This window comes from Salinimonas profundi (assembly GCF_014750655.1).
Lineage (GTDB): Bacteria > Pseudomonadota > Gammaproteobacteria > Enterobacterales > Alteromonadaceae > Alteromonas > Alteromonas profundi_A.
Genome location: NZ_JABBXD010000002.1, coordinates 323,386 through 346,494, shown reverse-complemented (window position 1 = coordinate 346,494; position 23,109 = coordinate 323,386). Strand labels below are relative to the sequence as shown.

Here is a 23,109-nt window from a genome sequence, read left to right as displayed (position 1 = left end):
GATATTATAGAAAATACTTCACTTGTTACGAGTTTGTGATATTCTGTAAAAAATACTTTACAGTAGAGTGATGTATGCGTTTAGAAATCAGTTGTCAGGACAGACTGGGAATCACCCAGGATGTTCTGGACATCCTGGTCGCACACGAGATAGACCTTCGTGGGATCGAAATAGATGTCGGCGGTAAGATTTTTCTCAATTTTCCGAATATAGAATTTGCCGACTTTCAGCATCTTATGCCAAAAATTCGTCGTATTGATGGAATTGATGACGTAAAGACCACCCCATTCATGCCTGCAGAGCGTGAGCGTAATCAGTTATCGGCAATTTTACAGACCCTCCCTGACCCCGTGTTCTCAATAGACACTCGTGGGCAGATCCTGATGTGCAACGAAGCCGTGACTGCCGGGCTGGAAATGTCCGCTGACACCATAAAAGGTGAGGATGTTGCAGAGTGGGTGAAAGGTTTTAATTTTCACCGTTGGCTCGAATCCACATCAATACAGCCAGCCTCTTCAAAAGTGCAGTTTATACAGCAGGATTATCTTGCAGATATGTTGCCCATTATTGTGCCGGATGGCGAAGACGGGACTATCATCGCCGGTGCGGTCGTGCTTTTGAAATCAGAAATGCGGTTGGGCCAGCAGTTTACGGCGTTTCATCAGCAACAAACCGACAGCTTTGATAAGTTTATTACGCAATCCACGGTCATGCACAAAACCGTGAAAGAGGCCCGCAAGGTCGCTGACCTGGATGCACCTATTTTAATATTTGGTGAGACCGGCACAGGAAAGGAGATGATTGCACGGGCGTGTCATCAGGCCAGTCGACGCAATGAAGGTGAGTTTCTGGCATTAAATTGCGCATCCTTACCTGACAGCGTGGCGGAGACCGAACTGTTTGGTTATGCTGCGGGGGCGTTCAATCAGCCCGAAGGCAAGCCTGGTCTGTTCGAGCTGGCTGCGGGCGGCACACTGTTGCTGGATGAAATCGCTGACATGTCTACGCAGCTTCAGGCTAAGTTACTGCGCGTGATGGAACATGGCGAATTTCGTCGGGTAGGAGACGATAAACCCGTCAAAATTGATGTTCGGTTTATTTGCACCACATGCCGTGATCTTGGTCAGTTGGTCGAAGAGGGGCTTTTCAGAAAAGAGCTGTATTATCGTCTGAATGTCCTGGCACTGGTCATGCCCTCCCTTAAAGAAAGAAAGCAGGATATTGTTCCTCTGGCTGAATCATTTATTGTACAGCACAGTGGCAAGTTGGGCAGACGCCCGGCGAAGCTCAGTAAGTCGTGCGTAGAATATTTACAGCATTACCCCTGGCCGGGAAATGTCAGGCAGCTTCAAAATGCATTATACCGCGCATTGAGTCTCCTCGATGGCAAAGAAATAACCAAAGAAGATATTCAGCTGCCAAGTTGTGCGCCGAGTACCACGTACATAGATGAAAACTTCGATGGTACGCTGGATGAGGAAGTGAAGAAGTTTGAACGGGATTTATTAAAGCGTCTTTATCCTTCATACCCAAGCACCAGGCAGCTAGCCAAAAAGCTGGGCCTGAGTCATACCGCAATCGCGAATAAATTGCGTGAATATGGCATAAACAAAGCCACTGTAAAGTTATAATTACATGGCTGTAAGGATAGCGATACGCTCATAGCCCCTGCTATGAGCGGGTTTAGCTTCTTTCATTCATCCTTCAATACGCTGTCAAAAAGACTGTACACTTCATCGCAAATCCACGCCCTCGCTTATTAACCGGTGAACCTTTCCAAACCCTCAGTAATCATGTTTATTGTGTAAACGTGTTGTAAATAACTGATTAAGGAATTCACCATGACGAACGTAGACTATTCCTATAACCCACTGGGTACAGACGGATTTGAATTTGTCGAATATACCGCTGCTGATGAGAAGGGTATTAATGCGCTTAAAGAGCTGTTTTCTTCGCTGGGTTTTGCAGAAGTCGCGAAGCACAGATCGAAAGAAGTCTGGCTATACAAGCAAAACGACATCAATTTCATTGTTAATGCGGAGCCTGCGTCTCAGGCTGAAGAATTTGCCCGCCTGCGCGGCCCCAGTGTTTGTGGTATGGCCTTTCGAGTAAAAGATGCCGGCAAAGCGCTTCAGCATGCGCTTGAAAATGGTGCCAAACAGTTTGTTGGCAACCTGGGACCGATGGAACTTAATATTCCCGCTGTTTACGGCATTGGCGAGAGTACACTGTACTTTGTTGACCGCTACCTGGAAGACAATATCTACGATGTCGACTTTGCGTTCTACGATGACTGGAAAGCACGCATGGAGAGTGCAAACTCAGGTCTGGATTTTGTTGATCACCTAACGCATAACGTGCGTCGCGGTAATATGGCTGTTTGGGCTGATTTTTACGAGCGTATCGGCAATTTCCGTGAAATTCGCTATTTTGATATTGAAGGTAAGCTAACCGGGCTTGTGAGTAAGGCGATGACATCGCCCTGCGGTAAAATTCGCATTCCGATTAATGAATCTTCAGATGATAAATCTCAGATAGAAGAATTCATTCGCGAGTATAAGGGCGAAGGTATCCAGCACATCGCGCTGGCAACCGATGATATCTATAAAACAGTATCAGAACTGCGTGACCGTGGCATGAAGTTCATGAGTACGCCGGACACATATTACGAAGCAGTGGATTCACGGGTAGAAGGCCATGGCGAAGATCTGGACAAGCTCAGAGATTTACGCATTCTTATCGATGGCGCGCCCATGAAAGACGGGATATTGCTGCAAATCTTCACTGATACCGTTATTGGTCCGGTTTTCTTTGAGATTATTCAGCGTAAAGGTAATGAAGGCTTTGGCGAGGGCAATTTCAAAGCGCTGTTTGAATCTATCGAAGAAGATCAGATTCGTCGCGGCGTAATTTCTGACGAGAAGCAAAATGCGTAACTGGATTAAATTTCCTACCGCTCAGGGAAGTCACTCACGGCAAGCCCATGCCGACTTTCCTGAGGAAGGTATTTATGAACGAGAAATGGGACGCAGCGGCTTTTTTGGGCCTGCTACCCATATGCATCATAAACACGCGCCCACTGGCTGGAGTGAGTGGGAAGGTGATTTAAGACCAAGAGCGTTTGATCTGAACCTGCTGGATGAGAAGGGTCACCAAACCGATTCAGCCAGCCCTTTCAGTGCGCCGGTTATTTTAAGTAACGCGCATTGTCAGTACCGCTTATGGCAGTGTCGCGAGCCTATGCAGCGGCTTGCCCGCAATGCTGATGGTGACGACCTGCTTTTTGTGCACGCAGGGCAGGGCGAATTATTTTGTGATTTTGGGCATCTGACCCTGGTCAAGGGCGATTATGTTGTCATACCGCGCTCAACAATGTGGCGTCTGGAGCCAGAGCTTCCGATGCAGTTGCTTTTGATCGAGGCGACGAATGATGCCTACCAGTTACCGGAAAAAGGTATGGTCGGTGGCCATGCGATTTTTGACCCGGCCGTGCTGGACACCCCTCAGATTAATGATCGCTTCCTGCAACAGCAGGACGAAAACCAGTGGAAGGTTGAGGTGAAGCGCCACAATACGTTGTCGGTAATTACGTATCCTTACAATCCGCTGGATGCGATTGGCTGGCACGGTGATTTGTGCGTGGTCAGGCTCAACTGGCGGGATATCAGGCCATTGATGAGTCATCGTTATCACCTGCCACCTTCTGCTCACACAACCTTTGTTGCAGCACGATTTGTGGTTTGTACATTCGTACCACGTCCGATTGAATCTGACCCGGGTGCATTAAAAGTCCCGTTCTATCATAACAATGATGATTATGATGAAGTCCTGTTTTATCACGAAGGTGACTTTTTCAGTCGTGACAATATTGAAAAGGGAATGGTGACATTTCATCCGGCAGGCTTTACCCACGGCCCTCATCCCAAAGCGTTTGAAGCTGGTCGCCAACATAAGAAAAAATTTACCGACGAAGTTGCTGTTATGCTGGACACCCGTGATGCATTGACTATTGGTGCGGCTGCCAGTGCAGTTGAAAATCCAGACTATGTGTATAGCTGGCGCAGCGACAAGGTAGAAAAGGGAGAATAAATGAAATTCGCAACCTACAAAAACGATACACGCGACGGTCAGTTAATGATGGTCTCACGGGATTTATCCCAGGCCTATTCTCTGAAGGATATCGCGCCTACCATGCAGTACGCGCTGGACAACTGGGCTCAGGTAGAGGCTGAACTGAAAAATGTCTACGAGCAATTAAATGATAATCAATTGAACGCCGAGGGATTCAGCCCTCAGCGATGTGAGTCTCCATTGCCCAGAGCCTATCAATGGGCGGATGGCAGTGCCTATGTCAATCATGTTGAATTGGTTCGAAAAGCACGTGGCGCAGAGATGCCAGAGAGCTTTTGGTCTGATCCACTAATGTATCAGGGCGGTTCAGATGATTTCATTGGTCCGACGGAAGATATTATTCTACCAAGCGATGAATGGGGCGTGGATTTTGAAGGCGAGATAGCTGTTGTTACTGATGATGTTCCGATGCAATGTTCGCCAGAGGACGCCGTCCAGCGCATTCGCTTACTGATGTTGGTGAACGATGTGTCACTACGTGGCCTTATTCCTGGTGAACTGGCCAAAGGTTTTGGCTTTTTCCAGTCCAAACCCGCCAGCGCATTTTCTCCGGTCGCTGTGACACCAGATGAAATGGGCGATGCCTGGAAGGACGGTAAGGTTCATCTTCCGCTGCGTACCACCTATAACGGTGAGCTGTTCGGCAAGCCGGAAGCTGGCGAGGACATGACATTTAATTTTGGCGAGCTGGTTGCTCATGCCGCGAAATCACGGAACCTTGGGGCAGGCGCTATCATTGGCTCTGGCACAGTATCGAATAAGCAGGGCACTGACCATGGATCTGCGGTGTCAGAGGGCGGGCGCGGGTATTCGTGTATCGCAGAAATCCGTATGATTGAGACTATTCGAGACGGAGAACCCACCACCCCCTTCATGCAATTTGGTGACAAAGTGCACATGGAAATGCTGGATAAAAATGGTGATAGTATATTCGGCGCCATTGACCAGCAGCTTAAGCCGCTTAAAGCATAAGAGAAGATAAAAATGGCGCTGAAACTTTACGGCTACTGGCGTTCATCGGCAACCTACCGGGTACGGATTGCGCTTAACCTCAAGCAACTAGAATACGACTACATTCCGGTTCATCTGGTAAAAGACGGTGGCGAACAGCATAAAGAAGGATATCAGCAACTGAACCCTTCTGAGCTGGTGCCGACGCTGGTTGATGATGATGAGGATATCATCCTGAATCAGTCGCTGAGTATCATAGAGTTCCTGGACGAAAAATACCCGGATTCTCAACAGCTGCTTCCCGGACATCCTGTGGAACGGGCAAGAGTGCGGGCTCTGGCGCAGGACATTTCCTGCGATATGCAGCCGCTGAATAATCTTCGCGTATTACAGGCGCTTGAAAGTGAATTTGGTGCAGACAGTGAAGCAAAAGCAAAATGGGTGAAGCACTGGAGCCAGCGTGGCTTCAGTGCAATTGAGCAGCGCCTGCAAACGCAGGCGGGCAAATATTGTTTTGATTTTGATGTGTCGCTGGCAGACGTATGTCTGGTTCCGCAGGTTTATGCCGCAATGCGGTTTGGCCTGGACATCGAGCCGTTCCCATTAATTAGCAAAATATATGCGAACTGCAATGCCCTCGCGCCATTCATAAATGCGATGCCGGAAAACCAGCCGGATGCACCGCAATAGTCATTACTGGCTTTTAATCGGAAGCTGAGTCGTATTTTTAACCTGCTTTAACGCAAACGTTGAACTGATATGATCCACCAAAGGTAGGTGGGTCAGTTTGTTTTTCAGCAGGTTCTCGTATTCTTCAATACTTTCCACAACGACTTTGAGCAGATAATCTTTTTCACCGCTGGTTGTGTGGCACTCCACAACCTCATCGATAGACTGAACGGCCTGCTCAAAATCAGTCAGTGAATCGCCGTCGTGGTTTTTCAGGGTTACAAAAATAAATACAGATACTCCAAGGTTAAGTTTTTTGCTGTTAAGCAGCGTCACTTTGCCAACGATAATATCATCCGCTTCCATGCGCTTTACCCGACGCCAGCAGGGCGTATGGGACAGACCGACTTTCTGGCTGAGTTCTGCCATTGAAACGGTGGCATCCTGCTGTAAAACACGCAAAATCTCGCGATCAAATTTGTCTAACTTCATGTACAATATTCCAAGCTGTTATGATGCCTATTATATATTGAAAAAGAATCTAGGATAAGCATCATAGCAATCACAGTATGCTAGTATCGATGTTTCCGTATGTTAAATTCATTAACAAACATCGCAAGGCATGTCCTCCTGATTTATCGGTAAAATCTCGTAAACTTTAGACTACAATTTGAGGCCCTATGTCTGTATTCGATCACTCTGAATTTGATAACCATGAACATGTTGCGTTTTATCACGACGAAGCGGCAGGGTTAAGTGCCATTATCGCGGTACACAATACAAATCTGGGTCCGGCTCTGGGCGGTTGTCGCATGTGGCCGTATGTAAATAGCGCAGAAGCCCTGACCGACGTTTTACGCTTGTCAAAAGGGATGACCTATAAATCTGCCATGGCTAACCTTAAGCTGGGTGGCGGAAAGTCAGTCATTATCGGCGACCCTCGCAAAGTCAAAACACCAGAGATGATGACCGCAATGGGTAAGTTCGTTGATTCATTAGGCGGTAAATACTTTACCGCTGAAGATTCGGGCATCTCAGTCAGCGATCTGAAAACGATGGCCAAAGAGTCTGAATACATTGCCGGCACCAAAGCCCACTATCATTATGCCGGTGAGACGGCAGATGGTAACCCGGCGCCTTCTACGGCATACGGCGTATTTGTGGGCGTTAAAGCGTCTGTTGAGCATGCGCTCAAATCAGATTTAAATGGCGTAAGAGTGGCTATTCAGGGCATGGGACATGTTGGTTACCGTCTGGCGGAACATCTGCATAACGCCGGCGCGAAACTATTTGTGACAGACATCTATCCAGAAGGCGTAGATCGGGCGGTAAAAGAGCTGGGCGCAACAGCGGTTGCACCTGAAGAAATTTACGGTCTGGATGTGGATGTAGTAGCGCCATGTGCAATGGGTGCCTCAATTAACGATGAAACACTTTCTACTTTGAAAGCAAAGGTGATTGCCGGTGCGGCTAATAATCAGTTGGCGCGCGAAGAGATAGGTGATGTTCTGCAGGAGCGTGGTATTGTTTATGCGCCTGATTATGTTATCAACGCAGGTGGTGTCATCGATATCTATCACCAGCGTATGGAGTCATCTTCCAATGAAGCACTTCGTGACCATTTAGAGCAAATCGGCGATACGTTGAAAGAGATCTTCGAGCGCGCCGATGCGGAAGGGCGTGCGACCAACCGCGTTGCGAACGTGATTGCTGAAGAGCGTTTCAAAAACAAAGGTTGAAACTTGGCGCGCAACTCGTCATAATGCGCGCCGCTGGTCTGGAGCAATCTTTCAGGCCCGCGAAGTGTCAATGGTAGGCCTTTGGTCCTCTCGCAATGATACTCTGTGAACTCGGTCAGGCCCGGAAGGGAGCAGCCGCAGCAGACGACTCATGTGCCGAGATGTGGCTGGAGGCTTGCCACCCTAACTCCCCGCTTTTCTGCTCGAATCTCTGTCTAAAAATTCTCTGGCTTTGGTAAGGGCGTAATCAACGTTCATTTCCATCTGCTGTCGCTCGCTCTGCGGCAAATAGAATGCCATATCCACTTCAAATCGAATATACCGGGGCGGAACCTCATTAAGTGCCAGGCAGCACAGGTCTGCCAGATAATCGGTCGTGTGCGTTTTATCAAGCCCCAGTGCCGCAATCCTTTCTACAATAAGGTGTTCATAGTAATTATGGATATCATTATGCAACTTCATGTATTACCGCCATTATTAACTAACATTGTGCAAAGCACAGTACAGATGATTTTACAATTTCATCGGGCAGCACACACCGGTGACTCCCCGCCCTGTTAACAAAGTGTTAGACTAAAACTCTCATTTAGCAACTGTTTTTAGAAATGAAGAGAAACGATACCCCAGTCTACTACGGCGACTATTTGCAACTGGATAAAATTCTCGGCGCGCAGGCATTCCAAAGTGAAAAATATGGCGAGCCTGCTCACGATGAAATGTTGTTTATTATCGTGCATCAGGTTTATGAGCTTTGGTTCAAACAGGTGCTACACGAACTTAATGCGATTATTGATACCTTCAGTCAAAAGCGAATGCCTGACGATGAGCTCATTGGTGTGGTTCATCGTTTGCACAGAATTATACAGATTCAGCAACTAATGAATGACCAGATCAGTGTGATGGAGACCATGACACCGCAGCAGTTTCTTTCATTTCGTGACTACCTGGTACCCGCATCAGGTTTTCAGTCAATTCAGTTTAAGCGGCTTGAAATTTCATTAGGACTTAAACGTGAGTATCGAATCGACTTCGATAAGCAGAGTTTCTTTAACCGGCTTACCTATAAAGATCGCGAGTTGCTGGAGGCTTTGGAGAACAAAGCGAGCTTGTTTGAGTTAGTCGATCAGTGGCTGGCGAGAATGCCTTTATTAGAAAAAGATGAGTTTGCTTTTTGGCAACATTATAAGAGCGCTGCTGATGATCTATTGGCAAGTGACAAAAAAATCATTAGCGAAAACGACACCTTATCTGACAAAGAAAAAGCGCAGGAACTTAAAGACTGGCAGGGGACACGGGATAATTTTGATGCGTTGTTCGATAAGCACAAATATGAGGCACTGCGCAAGGATGGTGTGTTCAGGTTAAGCCACGAAGCGATGCTCGCTACGCTATTTATAAAACAGTATCCCGAGGAACCTATCTTCAACTTACCCTTTCAGCTGATTACAGCCTTAACGGAAATCGACGAGAAGCTAACGATATGGCGTTACCGTCATGCCATGATGGTGCAACGTATGTTAGGAACGAAAATAGGGACAGGTGGATCCTCAGGTCACCATTATCTGAAAAAAACAACGGAATCGAATCGCATTTTCGTTGACTTTTTTAATACCGCAACATTCTTGCTGCCGAAAGATATGCTTCCGCCATTGCCTGAACAGGTAAAACACTACTTTGGCTTTCATTATTCATGAATATTGAAAAAAACTTATGTTTCACAAAGTGGGGCAGTGAGGCGTAATAAAACTACAAATCGTGCATAAATTAATTTTAATTATTGATTTTAAAAGAAATAAGTTTGGTTTCGAGTGTCGGGCTGCTTTTTTGTAGCCCCATTTTCATTACAAAGTAAACTTTACAAAAGATTTAATATTTACTTGTATCTACATATTGAAACTCTTAATAAATTATGGGTAATATCTCCCTCGGGTCAAAATGCCCGCATAATCACCAATTATAACAAATAAATTATTTGCTGATGGAATAGCGTTCCAGGGAGAAAAAAGATGTTCAATAACTCAAGGATAGCCAAGTCTGTCCGACTGGCTTGTGCCTTCGGTACTGCTTTAGCCATTTCCACATCAGGCGCGGCGTTCGCGCAGGAAACCCAAAGTGAAGACGATGACGTTACAGTAGAGAAAATTTCTGTAACAGGTTCGCGTATCGCACGTCCAGAGCTATCTACACCAGCCCCAATCGTAACAGTAGGCGCTGCTGAAATTGAGCGCTTCGGTTCGCCGGATCTGGGTTCAATTCTTGCTGAATTACCTGCCATTGCTGCAGGCAGCACACTGATTGGTAACAACAATTCAAATGCAAACGCGGGATTGAGTTCACCTGACCTGCGTTCATTAGGTGACACGCGTACATTGACGCTGGTAAATGGCAAGCGTCACGTCGCCGGCTCACCATTCTCTAATGCGGTTGATACAGGTGCGATTCCGGCCGCGATGATTGATCGCATTGAAGTCATCACCGGTGGCGCGTCTGCAATCTACGGTTCTGACGCTGTAGCAGGTGTTGTCAACGTTATCCTTCGTGATGACTATGAAGGCGTTGAGCTTCGCGCGACAGGCTCTACTGATACTGAAAGCATCGGCGCTCGCAGTAATACACTAAGTCTTTTAACGGGTGCGACGACTGATGATGGTCGTGGTAACGTGACATTCTTCGCGTCGAAAAGCAGCATTAACGAAGTGCTGATCCCTGAGCTGCAACAAGCTGCAAACTGGGGAACCATCGTAAATCCGGATGATACCGGTGAAGAAGATGGCATTCCTGATCGCCTGCGCGTGCGTAATGTCGGTTCAGAAATGATTAATGGTTTTGGTGTTATCAATCCGTTTGATGATGCGTCTCGTCTGACCTTTACCCCAGGTGGTGTGGGTACAGAGCAGGTAATGCGTGATGGTACCAACAGCTTTGCCTTTGGTAGTTTCGACCAGCCCTACGACTCAGTCTTTTTCACAGAAAATTATGAGAACTATATCCCTGACCAGGAAACAATTACGCTGGCCAGTACGTTCCGTTATGATCTGACTGACAAGATGCGCTTCTACGGTGATGTTAAATACGTAGATAAAGATATCGCGCAGCAATTCCAGCCATCTTTTGATTTTGGTGGTCTGTCAATCAATGTTGAAGACAACGTATATCTGGATGACGCCACACGTCAGACACTATTGAATAATGGTCAGACAACTGTTCCAATGGCGCGTTTCTTCGATGATATCGGTAATCGCTCTGCATCAAACGATCGTCGTCTTTTCCGCGTTGTTGGTGGCTTCGAGGGTTATTTTACACTGGCTAATACTGATTTTGATTATGATGTGTATTATACACATGGTCAAACATCTAATATTCGTAAAACACTGAATGACCTGATTCCTACAAACTTAGAAGCAGCGTTAGACTCGGTGTACGATCCATCCACTGCCAGCTTTGCCTGTCGTAGTCAGGTACCTGATGCACAGGGCGAAGATTATGAAGATCCAGCTGAAGTAAATGGTGACCAGTGTGTGCCATTCAATCCGTTTGGATTTGGCAATGCATCTTCAGCAGCGCAAGACTTCGTTTCTGGTACTGTTACCCGTGAAGACGAGCTGACGCAGGATATGTATGGTGCAACGGTATCGTTTGATTCAACGAACTATTTCGAGCTGCCAGGTGGTCCGGTTGGCTTTGCTGTAGGTTACGAGTACCGTGAAGAAGAAGTAACGACGACAACTGATGAGTTCACTAAAGCGGGCTTCTTCACGAACGCAGCAACGCCTGACTCATTCGGCGGCTACGACGTAGAAGAATTCTTCGTTGAGGTGCGTTTACCCGTATTGTCAGATGTGTTTATGGCCAGAGAGCTGTCATTTGATGGTGCATTCCGTTCTGCCGACTACTCGCACGCAGGTAGTGCAGATGCATGGCAAGTGGGCTTTCTGTGGTCACCTATTGAAGATGTACGTCTTCGCGGTACCATCGGTGAAGCGGTACGTGCGCCTAACGTAGACGAGGCGTTTAGCCCTCAATCTCCAGGCTTTGCAAACATCAACGATCCGTGTGATGCCGATAACATCAATGATGATCCGGATCGTGTCGCAAACTGTGCTGCGCTGGGCATTCCAGCAGGCTTCGAAGCGAACGATAACGTGAGCATCGACACGCTATCTGGTGGTAACCCTGATCTCTTCTCAGAAGAAAGTGAATCGCGCACCGTAGGTGTAGTATGGACACCAACTTTCATAGAAAACCTGTCTGTTACCCTAGACTGGTATGATATTGAAATTACAGATGCAATAACTCAAGTATTATCTCAAGACATCCTTGATAACTGCGTAGATGCGACGGGTGGCCCTGATGCAGGTTTCTGTAGTCAAATCGATCGTGATCCTACAACGAACGATATCACGCTGGTTCGTTCAGGTTTTATTAATGCGTCAGCACTGACGACGTCGGGTCTTGAAATGCAGATTCGTTATACCACTGATTTGGAGCGCTTCGATCTGCCGGGAGAGTTACGTTTCAACATTCAGGGTAATAAGGTTAACGAACTGAATGAGTATGCCTTCCAGGATCGTCCTGATGAAATTAACGTAGAAGACGGTGAGGTGGGTGATCCTTCATACCAGTTCCGTACTATCGTCGATTACCGTATCGACCAGTGGAGTGTGAACTATACGAGTCGTTTCATCGACAGAAGTGCGTTGTTTGATGTTTCTCCGGGTGGTGATTCCACTGAAGATCAGGACATCAGTTTCGTAGGTTCTATCTGGACACACGATGTGAGCGTTAATTATGACCTGGATGACAACATGGAGTTGTTCCTGGGCGTAAGAAACGTATTTAACAAAGTACCTCCGGGCTATACCTTTGACCCGCTGTATGACCTGGTTGGTCGTCGTGTAAATGCGGGCGTGACAATTCGATTTGAATAAGACGTCACTTTAACAACAGAACAGGCCGGTCTCAGACCGGCCTTTTTTATGTCTTTTACTTTCAAATTATTCTTACTTGTTAATGCTTGCATTTAAAAATCAAAGAGCTTTTCACTTTTTCACGTAAATTAAAAAAATCGCATATTGATAAGGATAAAAAATTTATCATATAAATTATTGTTAAAATAATGTGTGCGATTTGACTGTGTTTGGTGCATATTTATAATTTCTAAATAGATGTTTATTCATTCTACGTGCGAGCTTCGAGCGCCTAATTTATAAGCTGTAAGAAAATTACACTCAGGATTGAATGATTCTTTTCATTTAAAAGACGTGTGCGATTGTTAACGTCCTGTAACTAAACATTGACAGAGCTGCCCAAAAAGCGGGCATAAAAAAGTTCAATTTTCTTTTCATCTCACGCTGAAGACAGTTGACCGCACAACTTCGATGTGGTTATTATCATTCCAAGGCCATGAGTCTTACTTAAATAAAAAGTCGTTTTAACGATTTATATTACCATCACTAAATCATTTAGTGGTCCAGGGAGACACAATACATGTTTACAAATAATAAACTGGCAAAGTCAGTGAAGCTTGCGTGCGCTTTTGGTGCTGCCTCTGCTGCACTTTTTGCAGCAAACCCGGTAATGGCACAAGATGCTGAAGGGTCAGAGCAAGACCAGGCTCAAAACGTTGAAAAGATTTCAGTAACAGGTTCACGTATCAAGCGTACTGACCTGGAAACATCAAGCCCTGTATTGGCGATCGATGCAGCGGTAATCGAATCAACTGGTTTTACGCGTGTTGAAGATGTTATGAACACGCTGCCGCAAATCGAAGCTGCAGAAACTTCTTTCCAGGCTAACGGCTCTACCGGTACAGCAACACTTGACCTTCGTGGTTTGGGTTCCAACCGTACGCTGGTTCTTATTAACGGTCGCCGTATGCAACCAGGCGGTGTATACAGCCAGGCACCTGACATCAACCAAATTCCAGCCTCTCTGGTTAAGCGTGTAGACGTATTAACCGGTGGTGCATCAACAGTATATGGTGCTGACGCCGTTTCTGGTGTTGTTAACTTTGTGATGGACACCGAGTTTACCGGCCTTGAAATTGAAGCTGGCGCAGCTGGTTATCAGCACAATAACGATAACAGCTATATGCAAGGTTTGATGGACGAAGCTGGCTATGATTACCCTGATGGTAGCAATGGTATCGGTGGTGAGTCGTACAACCTGAATATCACTGCTGGTGGTGACTTTGACGGCGGTCGTGGTCATGCAACTGTCTATGCGGTATGGCGTCGTAACAATGAGATGCTGCAGGGTGAGCGTGACTACAGTTCATGTGCACTGAATACTTCAGCCACAGCGTGTGGTGGTTCATCAACTGCTGTTTCGCCAAACTTCTTCTTCTACCCGGTAAATACGCCGGTAGCCAGTGCAGATGCTCCACGTGATGTGGATTATACAACAGAACTTTTCTGGGCACTTCAGGGTGATGGAAGCTTCCTGCCGCAATCAGAAGCAAACAACCTGTATAACTATGCACCAATTAACCACTTCATGCGTCCTAACGAACGCTTCTCTTTAGGTTCTTTTGCCGAGTATGAAGTAAATGACAGCGCGCGTGTATACCTTGAAACATCGTTCATGCAGGATAAAACCGCTGGTCAGATCGCTGAATCAGGTACGTTCTATGGTGCTGAGTATCTGTTTGACTACAACAACCCGCTAATTACAGATGCCCAGGCTGCACAGCTGCAAGAAGCATTAGGTCAAGGTCCTGATGACCAATTCGTAGCTTACATTGGTAAGCGTAACGTTGAAGGTGGTCCTCGTGCTGATAATCTTCAGCATAACGCATTCCGTATTGTTGTGGGTGTTGATGGCTGGTTAACAGATAACTGGTCTTATGATGTGAACTATATGTATGGTTCGACATCTTCGTCATCTGCATACATCAACGATTTAAATCTTCCTCTGATTGCCCCTCGCGTTGGCGAAGTAGGTAGCACATGTGAAGATGATTGCTTGCTTTATCAGGTATTCACCCCAGGCGGCGTTACACCTGAGCAGGCCGGTCAACTATCTGGTACGGCGATTCTAAACGGTACTACAGTTCTTGAAGTTTATCAGGGCTATGTAGCAGGTGAGTTTGGTTTTGCTTTCCCTGGTGCGGTTACTCCGGTTGGTGCCTCGTTCGGTTTTGAGCGTCGTGAGACTGATTTTGAACGTATTGCTGACAGCATTTATCAGGAAGGTTCTTTGGTAGGTCAGGGTGGTCCGACTGAAAGTCTGATTGGTGGCTTTGACGTTAACGATATCTTTGGTGAGATTAGTGTACCTGTTATTGAGGGTATGACTGGTGTTGAAGCATTGGTTGTTGACCTTGGCTTCCGTTTCTCTGATTACTCTACATCTGGTAATGCGAATACGTATAAAGTAGGTATTGACTGGGCAATCAATGAAGACTGGAAACTTCGTGGTAGTTGGAACCGTGCAATCCGTGCTCCAAACGTTGCTGAGCTGTTTGCAGCGCAAAGCGTAGGGTTGTGGCAGGGTACCGACCCATGTGCCGGCGATGAGCCAGCACTTACTGCAGAGCAATGTGCGCTTACCGGCGTGACTGCTGACCAATATGGAAATATCAGTCCTAACCCTGCAGATCAGAACAACCAGTTAACAGGTGGTAACCCTAATCTTGATCCTGAGGAAGCCGATACCTATACCATTGGCTTAGTAGGTTCACCATTTGATGGCTTTAACTTCTCACTAGATTACTTTGATATAGAAGTTGAAAAGACGATTGGTTCTGTTGGTGCGCAACGTATTGTTAACATTTGTGGTCAGACAGGCCAGTTCTGTGACAACATCCAACGTAGCCCGGCAGGTAGCCTGTGGTTAACTCAGGATGCGTATGTAACAAACCTGACTGACAATATCGGTGGTATTAAGCTTCGCGGTGTTGACGTGGATACACGTTACTCTGTAGATGTTGGTGAAGGCACTCTGGGTCTGAGCATGATTGGTTCTTACAACCTTGAGAAGACGTTCAAGCCTCTTACTGCTGATCCAAGCCAGGATTACGATTGCTCTGGTGTAGTAAGTGTTGACTGTTTTGCGCAACCTGAATGGCGTCATACAGTGAGTGCAAACTACAATATGGGTGATTACAGCGTAATTGCACGTTGGAGATACTATGGCGAGGTTGATATTGAAGGTACTGAAGATCAAATCAGTGCATATAGCTTCTTTGACCTGTCAGGTAGCTACATCTTTAACGAGAACCTTCGCATCTCTGCTGGTGTGAACAACGTACTTGATAAAGAGCCACCTCTTGTAGGTAGTGCATTGGCGACAAACGCTAACACAGTAGCAGGCTTCTACGATACATTGGGTCGTTACCTGTTCACTAACGTAACTCTGACTTTCTAAGAGTTAGTTGATGTAGAAAAGCCGACGCCATTGCGTCGGCTTTTTTTTGCAAAAATTTTCTTTTCAGGTTTAACGCTATGGCAACATGCAACAATCGCCATGACTTAATCGAGTTGGGTAAACAGGCTTTCAACGCAAAAAACTATATTGAGGCAATTAGACATTTCTCAGACAGGCTAAACCAACAGTCTGATGACGCTCAGGCGCTGCAATACTTAGTTTATAGTCATTTGCATCTGGGAGATGCGAATAAGGCCAACGCTCTACTTGCTAAATATACTGAACAGCACTCTGCTACCAGCAATTTCTGGCTTTGTAAGGTGCAGGTAGCGCAATTTCAGCAAAATCTCGAAGAAGAATACAGTGCTTATCAGCAACTGTTTAAGCGCTTTGGTAAAAGCCTGCAGTGGCTGGAACGCTTCATTACACTATGTACCTCTTTACACCGGTTTGATGAAGCAAAAACAGCAATAAATACACTGATAGACGATCACAACATCTCTGAGCAAAAACGCATCATCTTATGGCTTAATTACTATAAGTCCTGCGAACGCCATCAAGAGGCGTTGGTTAAAGCAAAAACGCTATACCACCTAAACCCCCAAAGTCCGTACAATCTTAACGAATTGGCTGTTTGTTACCGACTTAGTGGTGAACCTGGTAAGGCAGTAGACATACTGACACCTTTAGCAGTGAAAAAGCCCCACTATGCGGTCTACCATAACCTGGCAAACGCATTATCAGATGAGGGGAAACTTTCAGAGGCTATCAGTTGGTATAGAAAAGCACTAAAGATGAATCCGCTCTATATCGATTCTCATATCAATCTAAATAAGTTGCTTTGGGAATCAGGTGATACCAGTGAATACCTGAATTCGTTTAAGAAAGCTATTCAGGCACATCCTTTAGCGCATCACCTATCCTTGGCGTATGCAAGTTTTTTAGTTGACGAAAAACGCTACAAAGACGCTATAGCTCACATTGAGAATGCAAACTTGCCTGACTATCTGAACATTGCGCAGCTAAGAATCATTGCGCAGGCTTATCTTTACGATGGAGAATCAGTGGAAGCTGTGCCGATACTTGAACAGATAACACAACATAAAGGGGGGACCACCTCTGATAATATTACCTATGGTATCAGTCTGATAAGCACAGGCAATTATTCACTCGCTGAAAAAGTGTTATCAGACACGCTGACCCGCCAGCCAGAAAATCAATTAGCCAAGGCATATCATTACGCCGCAAAGCGGCTAATAAGTGACAATTTCGAGGGACTTGCCGGCAAAATCGAGACTTTTTCTCCTAACAGCATAGACGAGCAATTTTGGTATTCTCTAATAGAAGAAATCATCCCTCTGCACGCATCAAAAAATAATCCGCTAGGTCAAACACTCGAAAAAGGAACACAAACCCGCGGACATTTATTTAAAAATAGCGGCAAATACGTGAAGCAATTAAAAGCTTTCCTTGATAGAAGTATACGAACATACTGTGAACGTCAGAACATCGATATAGCTTTACTCACCGACGCTGATGATGAGATAAATTATATAGGTTCATGGTCCGTGCGGCTTAATGGCAAAGGGTTTCATCACAACCACATACATTCAAAGGGAAGGATATCCGGGGTGGTTTATTTGAAGCTTCCCAGTGACGTTGCCAATGAAGAAATGAAAGCCGGCTGGCTTAAATTAGGACAGCCTCATCTATATGGTCACGATGAACTTTTGCCTGAAATATTTATCAAACCTGAAGTAGGTAAGTGTGTGTTATTCCCCTCGCACGCCTGGCACGGTACCACGCCAATTCTTGACGATGCTGAGCGAATAACCGTCGCGTTTGATGTTGGACGATACGGATTAGACAGATAATCATGTTTTGTAGGAATATAACGATTCAATAAAACTGCAAACTTATCCGGTTGAGGTCATTTTTAAAGAATAATTGGTCAGCCCATTATTAATTGTCGTACAAAAAACTGTCAATCGCTGTTGGCTATTTGAACAAATTGAATTCAAATAGCGTGTTAAGACTGTGTTACTTGACTCTTTCAGCGATTCCATGTGACTATTATGGATTCGTAGTGTTGGCGAAATGACGCTGACAGCTACCTTCCGAAAGCGAAATAGCAAAGTTTATACGCCCCTTGCTGCCAATGATGTAGCGAGGATTCAAATAAGAAATTTGGTTGGGAACTATGTCCAAGATGAGCAAGAGAACTCTTATTGCTTCTACTGTCATGGGTGCATTCGCACTGTCTGGCAGTGCAGCCGTCTCTGCAGTTACTCTTAACGATCTTCATAAAGAAGAAGCTAAGATTCACGCGGCTGCAGCGAAATCTCAAGAAAAAATCAACGCACTGTTTGAACAGTCACAAGAGTTGTTGGTCGAGTATCGTCAAACTGTTGATCAAACAGAAAACCTGAAAGTTTATAACGACTACATTGCGAGCCTGGTTGAAGACCAACAACGCAGTATCGATTCACTTCAGCGTCAGATTGATAGTATTGAAGAAACCAAGCAGGGCATCGTTCCTTTGATGTTCCGCATGATCGACAGCCTGGAAAAATTTGTTGAGTTGGACATTCCAATTCACCTTGAAGAACGCCGTGAGCGTATCCAGCGTCTGCGTGACTTAATGGCGAACTCTAACGTAACAGTATCAGAGCAATTCCGTCAGGTTATTGAGGCGTATCTGGTAGAAGTTGAGTACGGCACTAAGATGTCTTCGTATCAGGGTACGATCGACGCGAACGGTACCGAAAATACAGTTGATTTCTTCAACCTTGGCCGTACCGCATTCCTAGCACTTTCTTTAGACCAATCCAGTGCTTGGGTATGGGATAACGATGAGCGCCAATGGAAAGCTTTAGGTGATGATTATCTGGCGTCTGCTGTTGAAGCTGTGAAAATGGCGAAAGGTACAGCTACCCCTGAACTAATCAAGTTACCAATCAAAGCAGCGGAGTAAGTTTTAATGAAACTAGTATTTAAATCTCTTGTAGCCGCTGCAACGATGGCGGTTATTTCTACCGGTGCGCAGGCGCAGGAAGCTGCCAGTCTGCAGGACCTGCTAGAACAGGTTAAGCAAAATCGTGTTTCTGAAGCACGAATCAATGAAGAGCGTGAAGCAGAGTTTCGTTCTGAGCGCGCTGATAAGCAAGCGTTACTACGTAAAGCTCAGTCTGAACTGAAAGCTGAGCAAGACCGCGGTGACCGTCTTCAACAGCAATTCTCTGACAACGAAACGACGTTGAATGAGAAGTCTTCAGAGCTGGAACAGGCGACAGGTACACTGGGCGAAATGTTTGGTGTTGTTCGTCAGGCCGCTTCTGAAGCATATGGTCGAGTCTCTACCTCTATTGTTAGTGCACAGTACCCGGACCGTGATGACTTCCTGGCTGAAATGTCGGAAGAGTCAAAAGGTCTGCCTAACATTCAGGAACTTGAAGACCTGTGGTTCGCGTTACAAACTGAAATGACACAAGGTGGTCAGGTTGATCGTTTTACAACAGAAGTTGTTAACCTTGACGGCGGTAGCAGCGAGCAGGAAATTGTTCGCGTAGGTACTTTCAACCTGGTTGGTAAAGAAGGTTACCTTGCCTATGACGCTGAGAACGATGTAGTTCAGCCTCTTGGCCGTCAACCTGAAGGCTACCTTGTTTCTTCTGCTGAGGAAATGGCGGAAGCAACATCAGGAACCGTTCCGTTCTATGCTGACCCATCTCAAGGCGCTATCCTGGGTCTGTTGAAAGAAAAAGCCACATTAATGGAACGTTATCATGCGGGTGGTCCGGTTGGTTACACCATTACTGCAATGTTAATCATCGGTCTGTTAATTGGTGTCTATAAGCTGGTTACCCTGTACGTAACAGGTAGTAAAATTAAGTCTCAGCTGAAAAATCCTGGTAACCCGTCTTCAGGTAACCCTCTGGGTCGCATCCTGAAAGTTTATCAAGAGAACAAGCATTCAGATGCTGAAAACCTTGAGCTGAAACTCGACGAAGCAATCCTGAAAGAATTGCCATCGATCGAAAGTGGTATCAATGTTATTAAGATCTTTGCTGCTATCGCACCATTACTTGGTCTGTTAGGAACAGTATTGGGTATGATTGCAACGTTCCAGTCTATTACTCTGTTTGGTACAGGCGACCCGCGTCTGATGGCTGGTAGTATCTCAATGGCTCTTGTAACAACAGCACAAGGTATCATCGCTGCACTGCCTCTGATTCTGACTCACAGTATCGTTGCCTCTCGCAGCAAATCAATCATCCATATCCTCGACGAGCAGACTGCAGGTATTATTGCAGCGCACACAGAGGCGGAGAAAGCGTAATATGAATAGCCTGATTGGATTATGGGAATCTGTCAGGGAATTTATCGCTACCGGCGGCGACGTTCTTTATTTTGTCGCTGCCGCGCTCTTTCTTATGTGGGTATTAATGATAGAGCGCTACTGGTATATCACGGCGGTCTTTCCTAAGGTGAAGAAAGACATCATCACCAGATGGGATGCCCGCTCTGATACGACCTCTTGGTATGCGCATAGAATCCGTGAAGCCTGGATCTCCCAAGCGTCTGATGATTTGGACGCCCGTATGCTCATCATTCGGACATTAGTGGCCATGTGCCCGTTAATTGGTCTGCTGGGAACAGTAACTGGAATGATTAGCGTTTTCGAAACCATGGCAACGCAAGGTACTAGTAATGCTCGTTTGATGGCTTCTGGTATTTCGATGGCGACAATTCCAACTATGGCTGGAATGGTTGCAGCATTGTCAGGTCTATTTATCAGTTCACGTCTTGAAGCCAAAGCAAAAATGGCTCGAGAGGGCTTGGTCGATAGCCTGCCACATCACTAGAGAGAGATATTATGGCGCGGAAAGTCAGAACAGAAGAGGAAGATGCACAGATCGATATGACGCCGATGCTTGACGTTGTATTCATCATGCTAATTTTCTTCATCGTTACTACTGTTTTCGTAAAAGAAGCAGGTATTGAAGTTAATAAACCTGATGCAGATCAGGCCTCAATGCGCAAAAACGCCAATATCTTCGTCGCTATCACTGACGATGGTAGTGTGTGGTTGGACAAGCGCGAAGTGGCTGTTGATAGTGTCAGAGCTAACATCGAGCGGTTGTTGACGGAGCAGCCGACTGATTATGTCATCATCCAGGCCGACGTTAAGGCTAAGCATGGTACTGTTGTGAAAGTGATGGACCAGATTAAAGCTGCGGGTGTTGATCGCATATCAGTAGCAGCAAGGGGATAAGATGGTTCGATTTATCGTTTCTATATTATTAGGTGCCGCGGTTGCTTTTGGTTTGTTTGTCCTGATGGCCAAGCTGATTGAAAATTCAAACCGCCCGGCAGATGAAATTCCTGATGCACCTGTCATCGATGTGGTCATGCAGGAACCTGAGGCAGATACGCAAACTCGTCAGCGTACACCGCCTCCACCACCGCCGCCACCGCAACAGCCGCCTAAGCAGCAGCCGGTAGAGCCGGATGCGGCTGAGCCAGATGCTGGTGGGTTTAGTCTGAATGTTGGTGCTATTGATACCGGTGACGTAGGTGCCAGTATTGGTGCTGTAGGTGCGATGCAACAGGACGGTGAGGCAACACCAATTGTTCGGATCGATCCTAAGTATCCACCTCAGGCAGCCCGTGATGGTCGTGAAGGATGGGTAAAATTATCTTTTACTATCAACGAACAGGGCGGCGTTGAAGACATCGAAGTTATCGATGCAGATCCTAAGCGTATCTTTGATCGTGAAGCCCGTCGTGCGCTTAGCAAGTGGAAGTACAAGCCAAAAATTGTTGAAGGCAAGCGTGTCAAACAGCCTGATATGTTTGTACAGCTAGACTTCAAACTGGAGCAATGATCATGATGAAACATTCATTCAAAATGTCAGCCCTTGCTTTGGTGATGGGAATTGCATCTACGGTAAGTGCACCATTGATGGCGCAGGAATCAAATCAGGCGAAGCAAAGTAAGCCAAGCAGCGGACCTGTAGTTTGTCCTGGATATGAAAAGGGTAAAACTAAGCTGGTTGGCGAACGTGCGGGCAAGAAAGTTCAAAAAGCATTTGAAGCTTATAACGAAGATAAAGTGCAGGAAGCGTTAGATATTCTTTATGATATCGAAACGTCCGACGACTTTGATAAAGCTTATGTTGGACGATTCATTGGTAACTTGCTTGCTGCTGATGAAAATAAATCCGACGAAGCGTTGCGTTATCTGACCGACGCGGTTAAGGATAAGATTCTTAACGATAGCGAGCATGCCAATACGCTTAAGCTTGTAGCAAACCTGAACTTACGTGAAGAGAACTACAAAGAAGCGATTAACTGGTATCAGGAGTGGATGGACTTTACGTGTAAAGAAGATCCCGATACCTATGTTCGTATGGCGCAGGCATATTTCGAGACGAAAGAGCTTGATAAGGTGATTGAACCGGCAAACAGAGCGATTGAGCTTTATGAAAAGCCGAACAAAAATCCTTATGTATTGAAGTTGCAGTCGTACTATCAACGCAAGATGTATCCGGAAACAGTTGAAATTGCTGAAACGCTTGTCAACACGTTCCCTGAGAATCCAAATTGGTGGACTCAGCTGGGTGTTTTTTACATGTTGGTAGAAAACTATGACGATGCATTGTCTACGATGGAGATCGCTTATAACGCGGGTTATTTGGATAAAGAGGCGCAGTTTAAAAATCTGTCGCAATTATACTCTACCAATGGCATCCCCTATAAAGCGGCCAAAGTCCTCGAAAAGCATTTGGAAAAAGGTGATATAAAGAAAGATGTGTCAATTATGCGCAATATTGCCAACTCTTTCCATCAGGCCAAGAACTACGACATTGCGGCGAATTACTACGGTAAAGCTGCCCAAATCAGTTCGGATCCTGATGATTTCCAAAAGCAAGGCACGCTTCTTTTAGTAGCTGAAGATTATAAAGGTGCTGTTAAAGCCTTGAACAACGCTCTTGATCGTGGTGCAGACGAAGAAGGGAAAATTTATTTCTCTTTGATGGAAGCATACTTTTACCAAGAGAACTTCAAGCAGGCCTGGAAGTATAACCAGATGGCGAAGAAAGAAAGCTCCATGCGCCGTAACGCGGTTGCATGGGAACCTTATATTAAGGAAAAAGCCAAAAATCGTGGAATCGATATTTAATCAAGAAGCCCCTGTTCAGGGGCTTTTTTTTGACTGATCGTTTACCAGTCTATGAGAAAGCTAGTC

General features: G+C 45.8%; 18 protein-coding genes and 1 other RNA gene. 17 read left to right on the top strand and 2 right to left on the bottom strand.

All coding sequences use genetic code 11. From position 1 onward, the window contains the following. Positions 1-74 precede the first annotated feature (74 nt). The 5 genes from tyrR to maiA all read left to right on the top strand — a co-directional run bounded on the left by tyrR (position 75) and on the right by maiA (position 5,772). Positions 75-1,631: a transcriptional regulator TyrR gene (tyrR, locus tag HHX48_RS05960; protein ID WP_191023173.1), complete on the top strand. Its 1,557-nt coding sequence runs from the start codon at positions 75-77 to the stop codon at positions 1,629-1,631. Positions 1,632-1,841: 210 nt separating this feature from the next. Beyond that, positions 1,842-2,936: a 4-hydroxyphenylpyruvate dioxygenase gene (gene hppD, locus HHX48_RS05955; protein WP_191023171.1), complete on the top strand. Its 1,095-nt coding sequence runs from the start codon at positions 1,842-1,844 to the stop codon at positions 2,934-2,936. After that, positions 2,929-4,089, top strand: coding sequence for a homogentisate 1,2-dioxygenase (locus HHX48_RS05950; RefSeq protein WP_191023169.1), 1,161 nt, complete (start codon positions 2,929-2,931; stop codon positions 4,087-4,089). Before hppD ends, HHX48_RS05950 begins: the two co-directional genes overlap by 8 nt. Next, positions 4,090-5,103: a fumarylacetoacetate hydrolase family protein gene (locus tag HHX48_RS05945; RefSeq protein ID WP_191023167.1), complete on the top strand. Its 1,014-nt coding sequence runs from the start codon at positions 4,090-4,092 to the stop codon at positions 5,101-5,103. It begins immediately after the preceding gene. A gap of 12 nt (positions 5,104-5,115) precedes the next feature. After that, positions 5,116-5,772 (top strand): maleylacetoacetate isomerase, encoded by a 657-nt coding sequence (gene maiA, locus HHX48_RS05940; RefSeq protein ID WP_191023165.1) that lies wholly within the window; start codon positions 5,116-5,118, stop codon positions 5,770-5,772. Positions 5,773-5,775: 3 nt separating this feature from the next. Here the strand turns inward: maiA and HHX48_RS05935 are convergent, their stop codons facing one another. Next, entirely contained in the window at positions 5,776-6,243 is a 468-nt protein-coding gene (locus HHX48_RS05935; protein WP_191023164.1) for an Lrp/AsnC family transcriptional regulator, read from the bottom strand. A 188-nt stretch (positions 6,244-6,431) separates the two neighbouring features. Between HHX48_RS05935 and HHX48_RS05930 the strand changes: the two genes are divergently transcribed. Continuing rightward, positions 6,432-7,490, top strand: a complete 1,059-nt coding sequence (locus HHX48_RS05930) for a Glu/Leu/Phe/Val dehydrogenase (RefSeq protein WP_191023162.1) — start codon at positions 6,432-6,434, stop codon at positions 7,488-7,490. Positions 7,491-7,569: 79 nt separating this feature from the next. Next, positions 7,570-7,666: signal recognition particle sRNA small type (gene ffs / locus HHX48_RS05925), an RNA gene on the top strand. A gap of 7 nt (positions 7,667-7,673) precedes the next feature. Here ffs and HHX48_RS05920 read toward each other — a convergent pair. Further along, positions 7,674-7,952 (bottom strand): late competence development ComFB family protein, encoded by a 279-nt coding sequence (locus HHX48_RS05920; protein ID WP_191023160.1) that lies wholly within the window; start codon positions 7,950-7,952, stop codon positions 7,674-7,676. 143 nt (positions 7,953-8,095) lie between these two features. Here HHX48_RS05920 and HHX48_RS05915 point away from each other — a divergent pair, with 143 nt between their 5' ends. The 10 genes from HHX48_RS05915 (at position 8,096) to HHX48_RS05870 (ending at position 23,043) form a co-directional block, all read left to right on the top strand. Next, positions 8,096-9,184: a tryptophan 2,3-dioxygenase family protein gene (locus HHX48_RS05915; RefSeq protein ID WP_191023158.1), complete on the top strand. Its 1,089-nt coding sequence runs from the start codon at positions 8,096-8,098 to the stop codon at positions 9,182-9,184. A gap of 312 nt (positions 9,185-9,496) precedes the next feature. Further along, complete coding sequence (locus HHX48_RS05910) at positions 9,497-12,418, top strand: TonB-dependent receptor domain-containing protein (RefSeq protein ID WP_191023157.1); 2,922 nt, start codon at positions 9,497-9,499, stop codon at positions 12,416-12,418. 559 nt (positions 12,419-12,977) lie between these two features. Further along, positions 12,978-15,857 (top strand): TonB-dependent receptor domain-containing protein, encoded by a 2,880-nt coding sequence (locus HHX48_RS05905; protein WP_191023155.1) that lies wholly within the window; start codon positions 12,978-12,980, stop codon positions 15,855-15,857. Between the two features lie 77 nt (positions 15,858-15,934). Further along, positions 15,935-17,731 (top strand): putative 2OG-Fe(II) oxygenase, encoded by a 1,797-nt coding sequence (locus HHX48_RS05900; protein WP_191023153.1) that lies wholly within the window; start codon positions 15,935-15,937, stop codon positions 17,729-17,731. 335 nt (positions 17,732-18,066) lie between these two features. After that, positions 18,067-18,831: a DUF3450 domain-containing protein gene (locus HHX48_RS05895; RefSeq protein ID WP_191023151.1), complete on the top strand. Its 765-nt coding sequence runs from the start codon at positions 18,067-18,069 to the stop codon at positions 18,829-18,831. 6 nt (positions 18,832-18,837) lie between these two features. After that, positions 18,838-20,196: a MotA/TolQ/ExbB proton channel family protein gene (locus HHX48_RS05890; protein ID WP_191023149.1), complete on the top strand. Its 1,359-nt coding sequence runs from the start codon at positions 18,838-18,840 to the stop codon at positions 20,194-20,196. A 1-nt stretch (position 20,197) separates the two neighbouring features. Continuing rightward, the gene (locus HHX48_RS05885) at positions 20,198-20,722 is read left to right on the top strand and encodes a MotA/TolQ/ExbB proton channel family protein (protein ID WP_191023146.1); all 525 of its coding nucleotides are present in this window, start codon (positions 20,198-20,200) and stop codon (positions 20,720-20,722) included. A gap of 11 nt (positions 20,723-20,733) precedes the next feature. Then, the gene (locus HHX48_RS05880; RefSeq protein WP_191023144.1) at positions 20,734-21,132 is read left to right on the top strand and encodes an ExbD/TolR family protein; all 399 of its coding nucleotides are present in this window, start codon (positions 20,734-20,736) and stop codon (positions 21,130-21,132) included. A 1-nt stretch (position 21,133) separates the two neighbouring features. Continuing rightward, on the top strand, positions 21,134-21,745 hold the full coding sequence (locus tag HHX48_RS05875; protein WP_191023142.1) for an energy transducer TonB: 612 nt from the start codon (positions 21,134-21,136) through the stop codon (positions 21,743-21,745). A 2-nt stretch (positions 21,746-21,747) separates the two neighbouring features. After that, positions 21,748-23,043, top strand: a complete 1,296-nt coding sequence (locus HHX48_RS05870) for a tetratricopeptide repeat protein (RefSeq protein ID WP_191023140.1) — start codon at positions 21,748-21,750, stop codon at positions 23,041-23,043. The last annotated feature ends 66 nt before the right edge of the window (positions 23,044-23,109 follow it).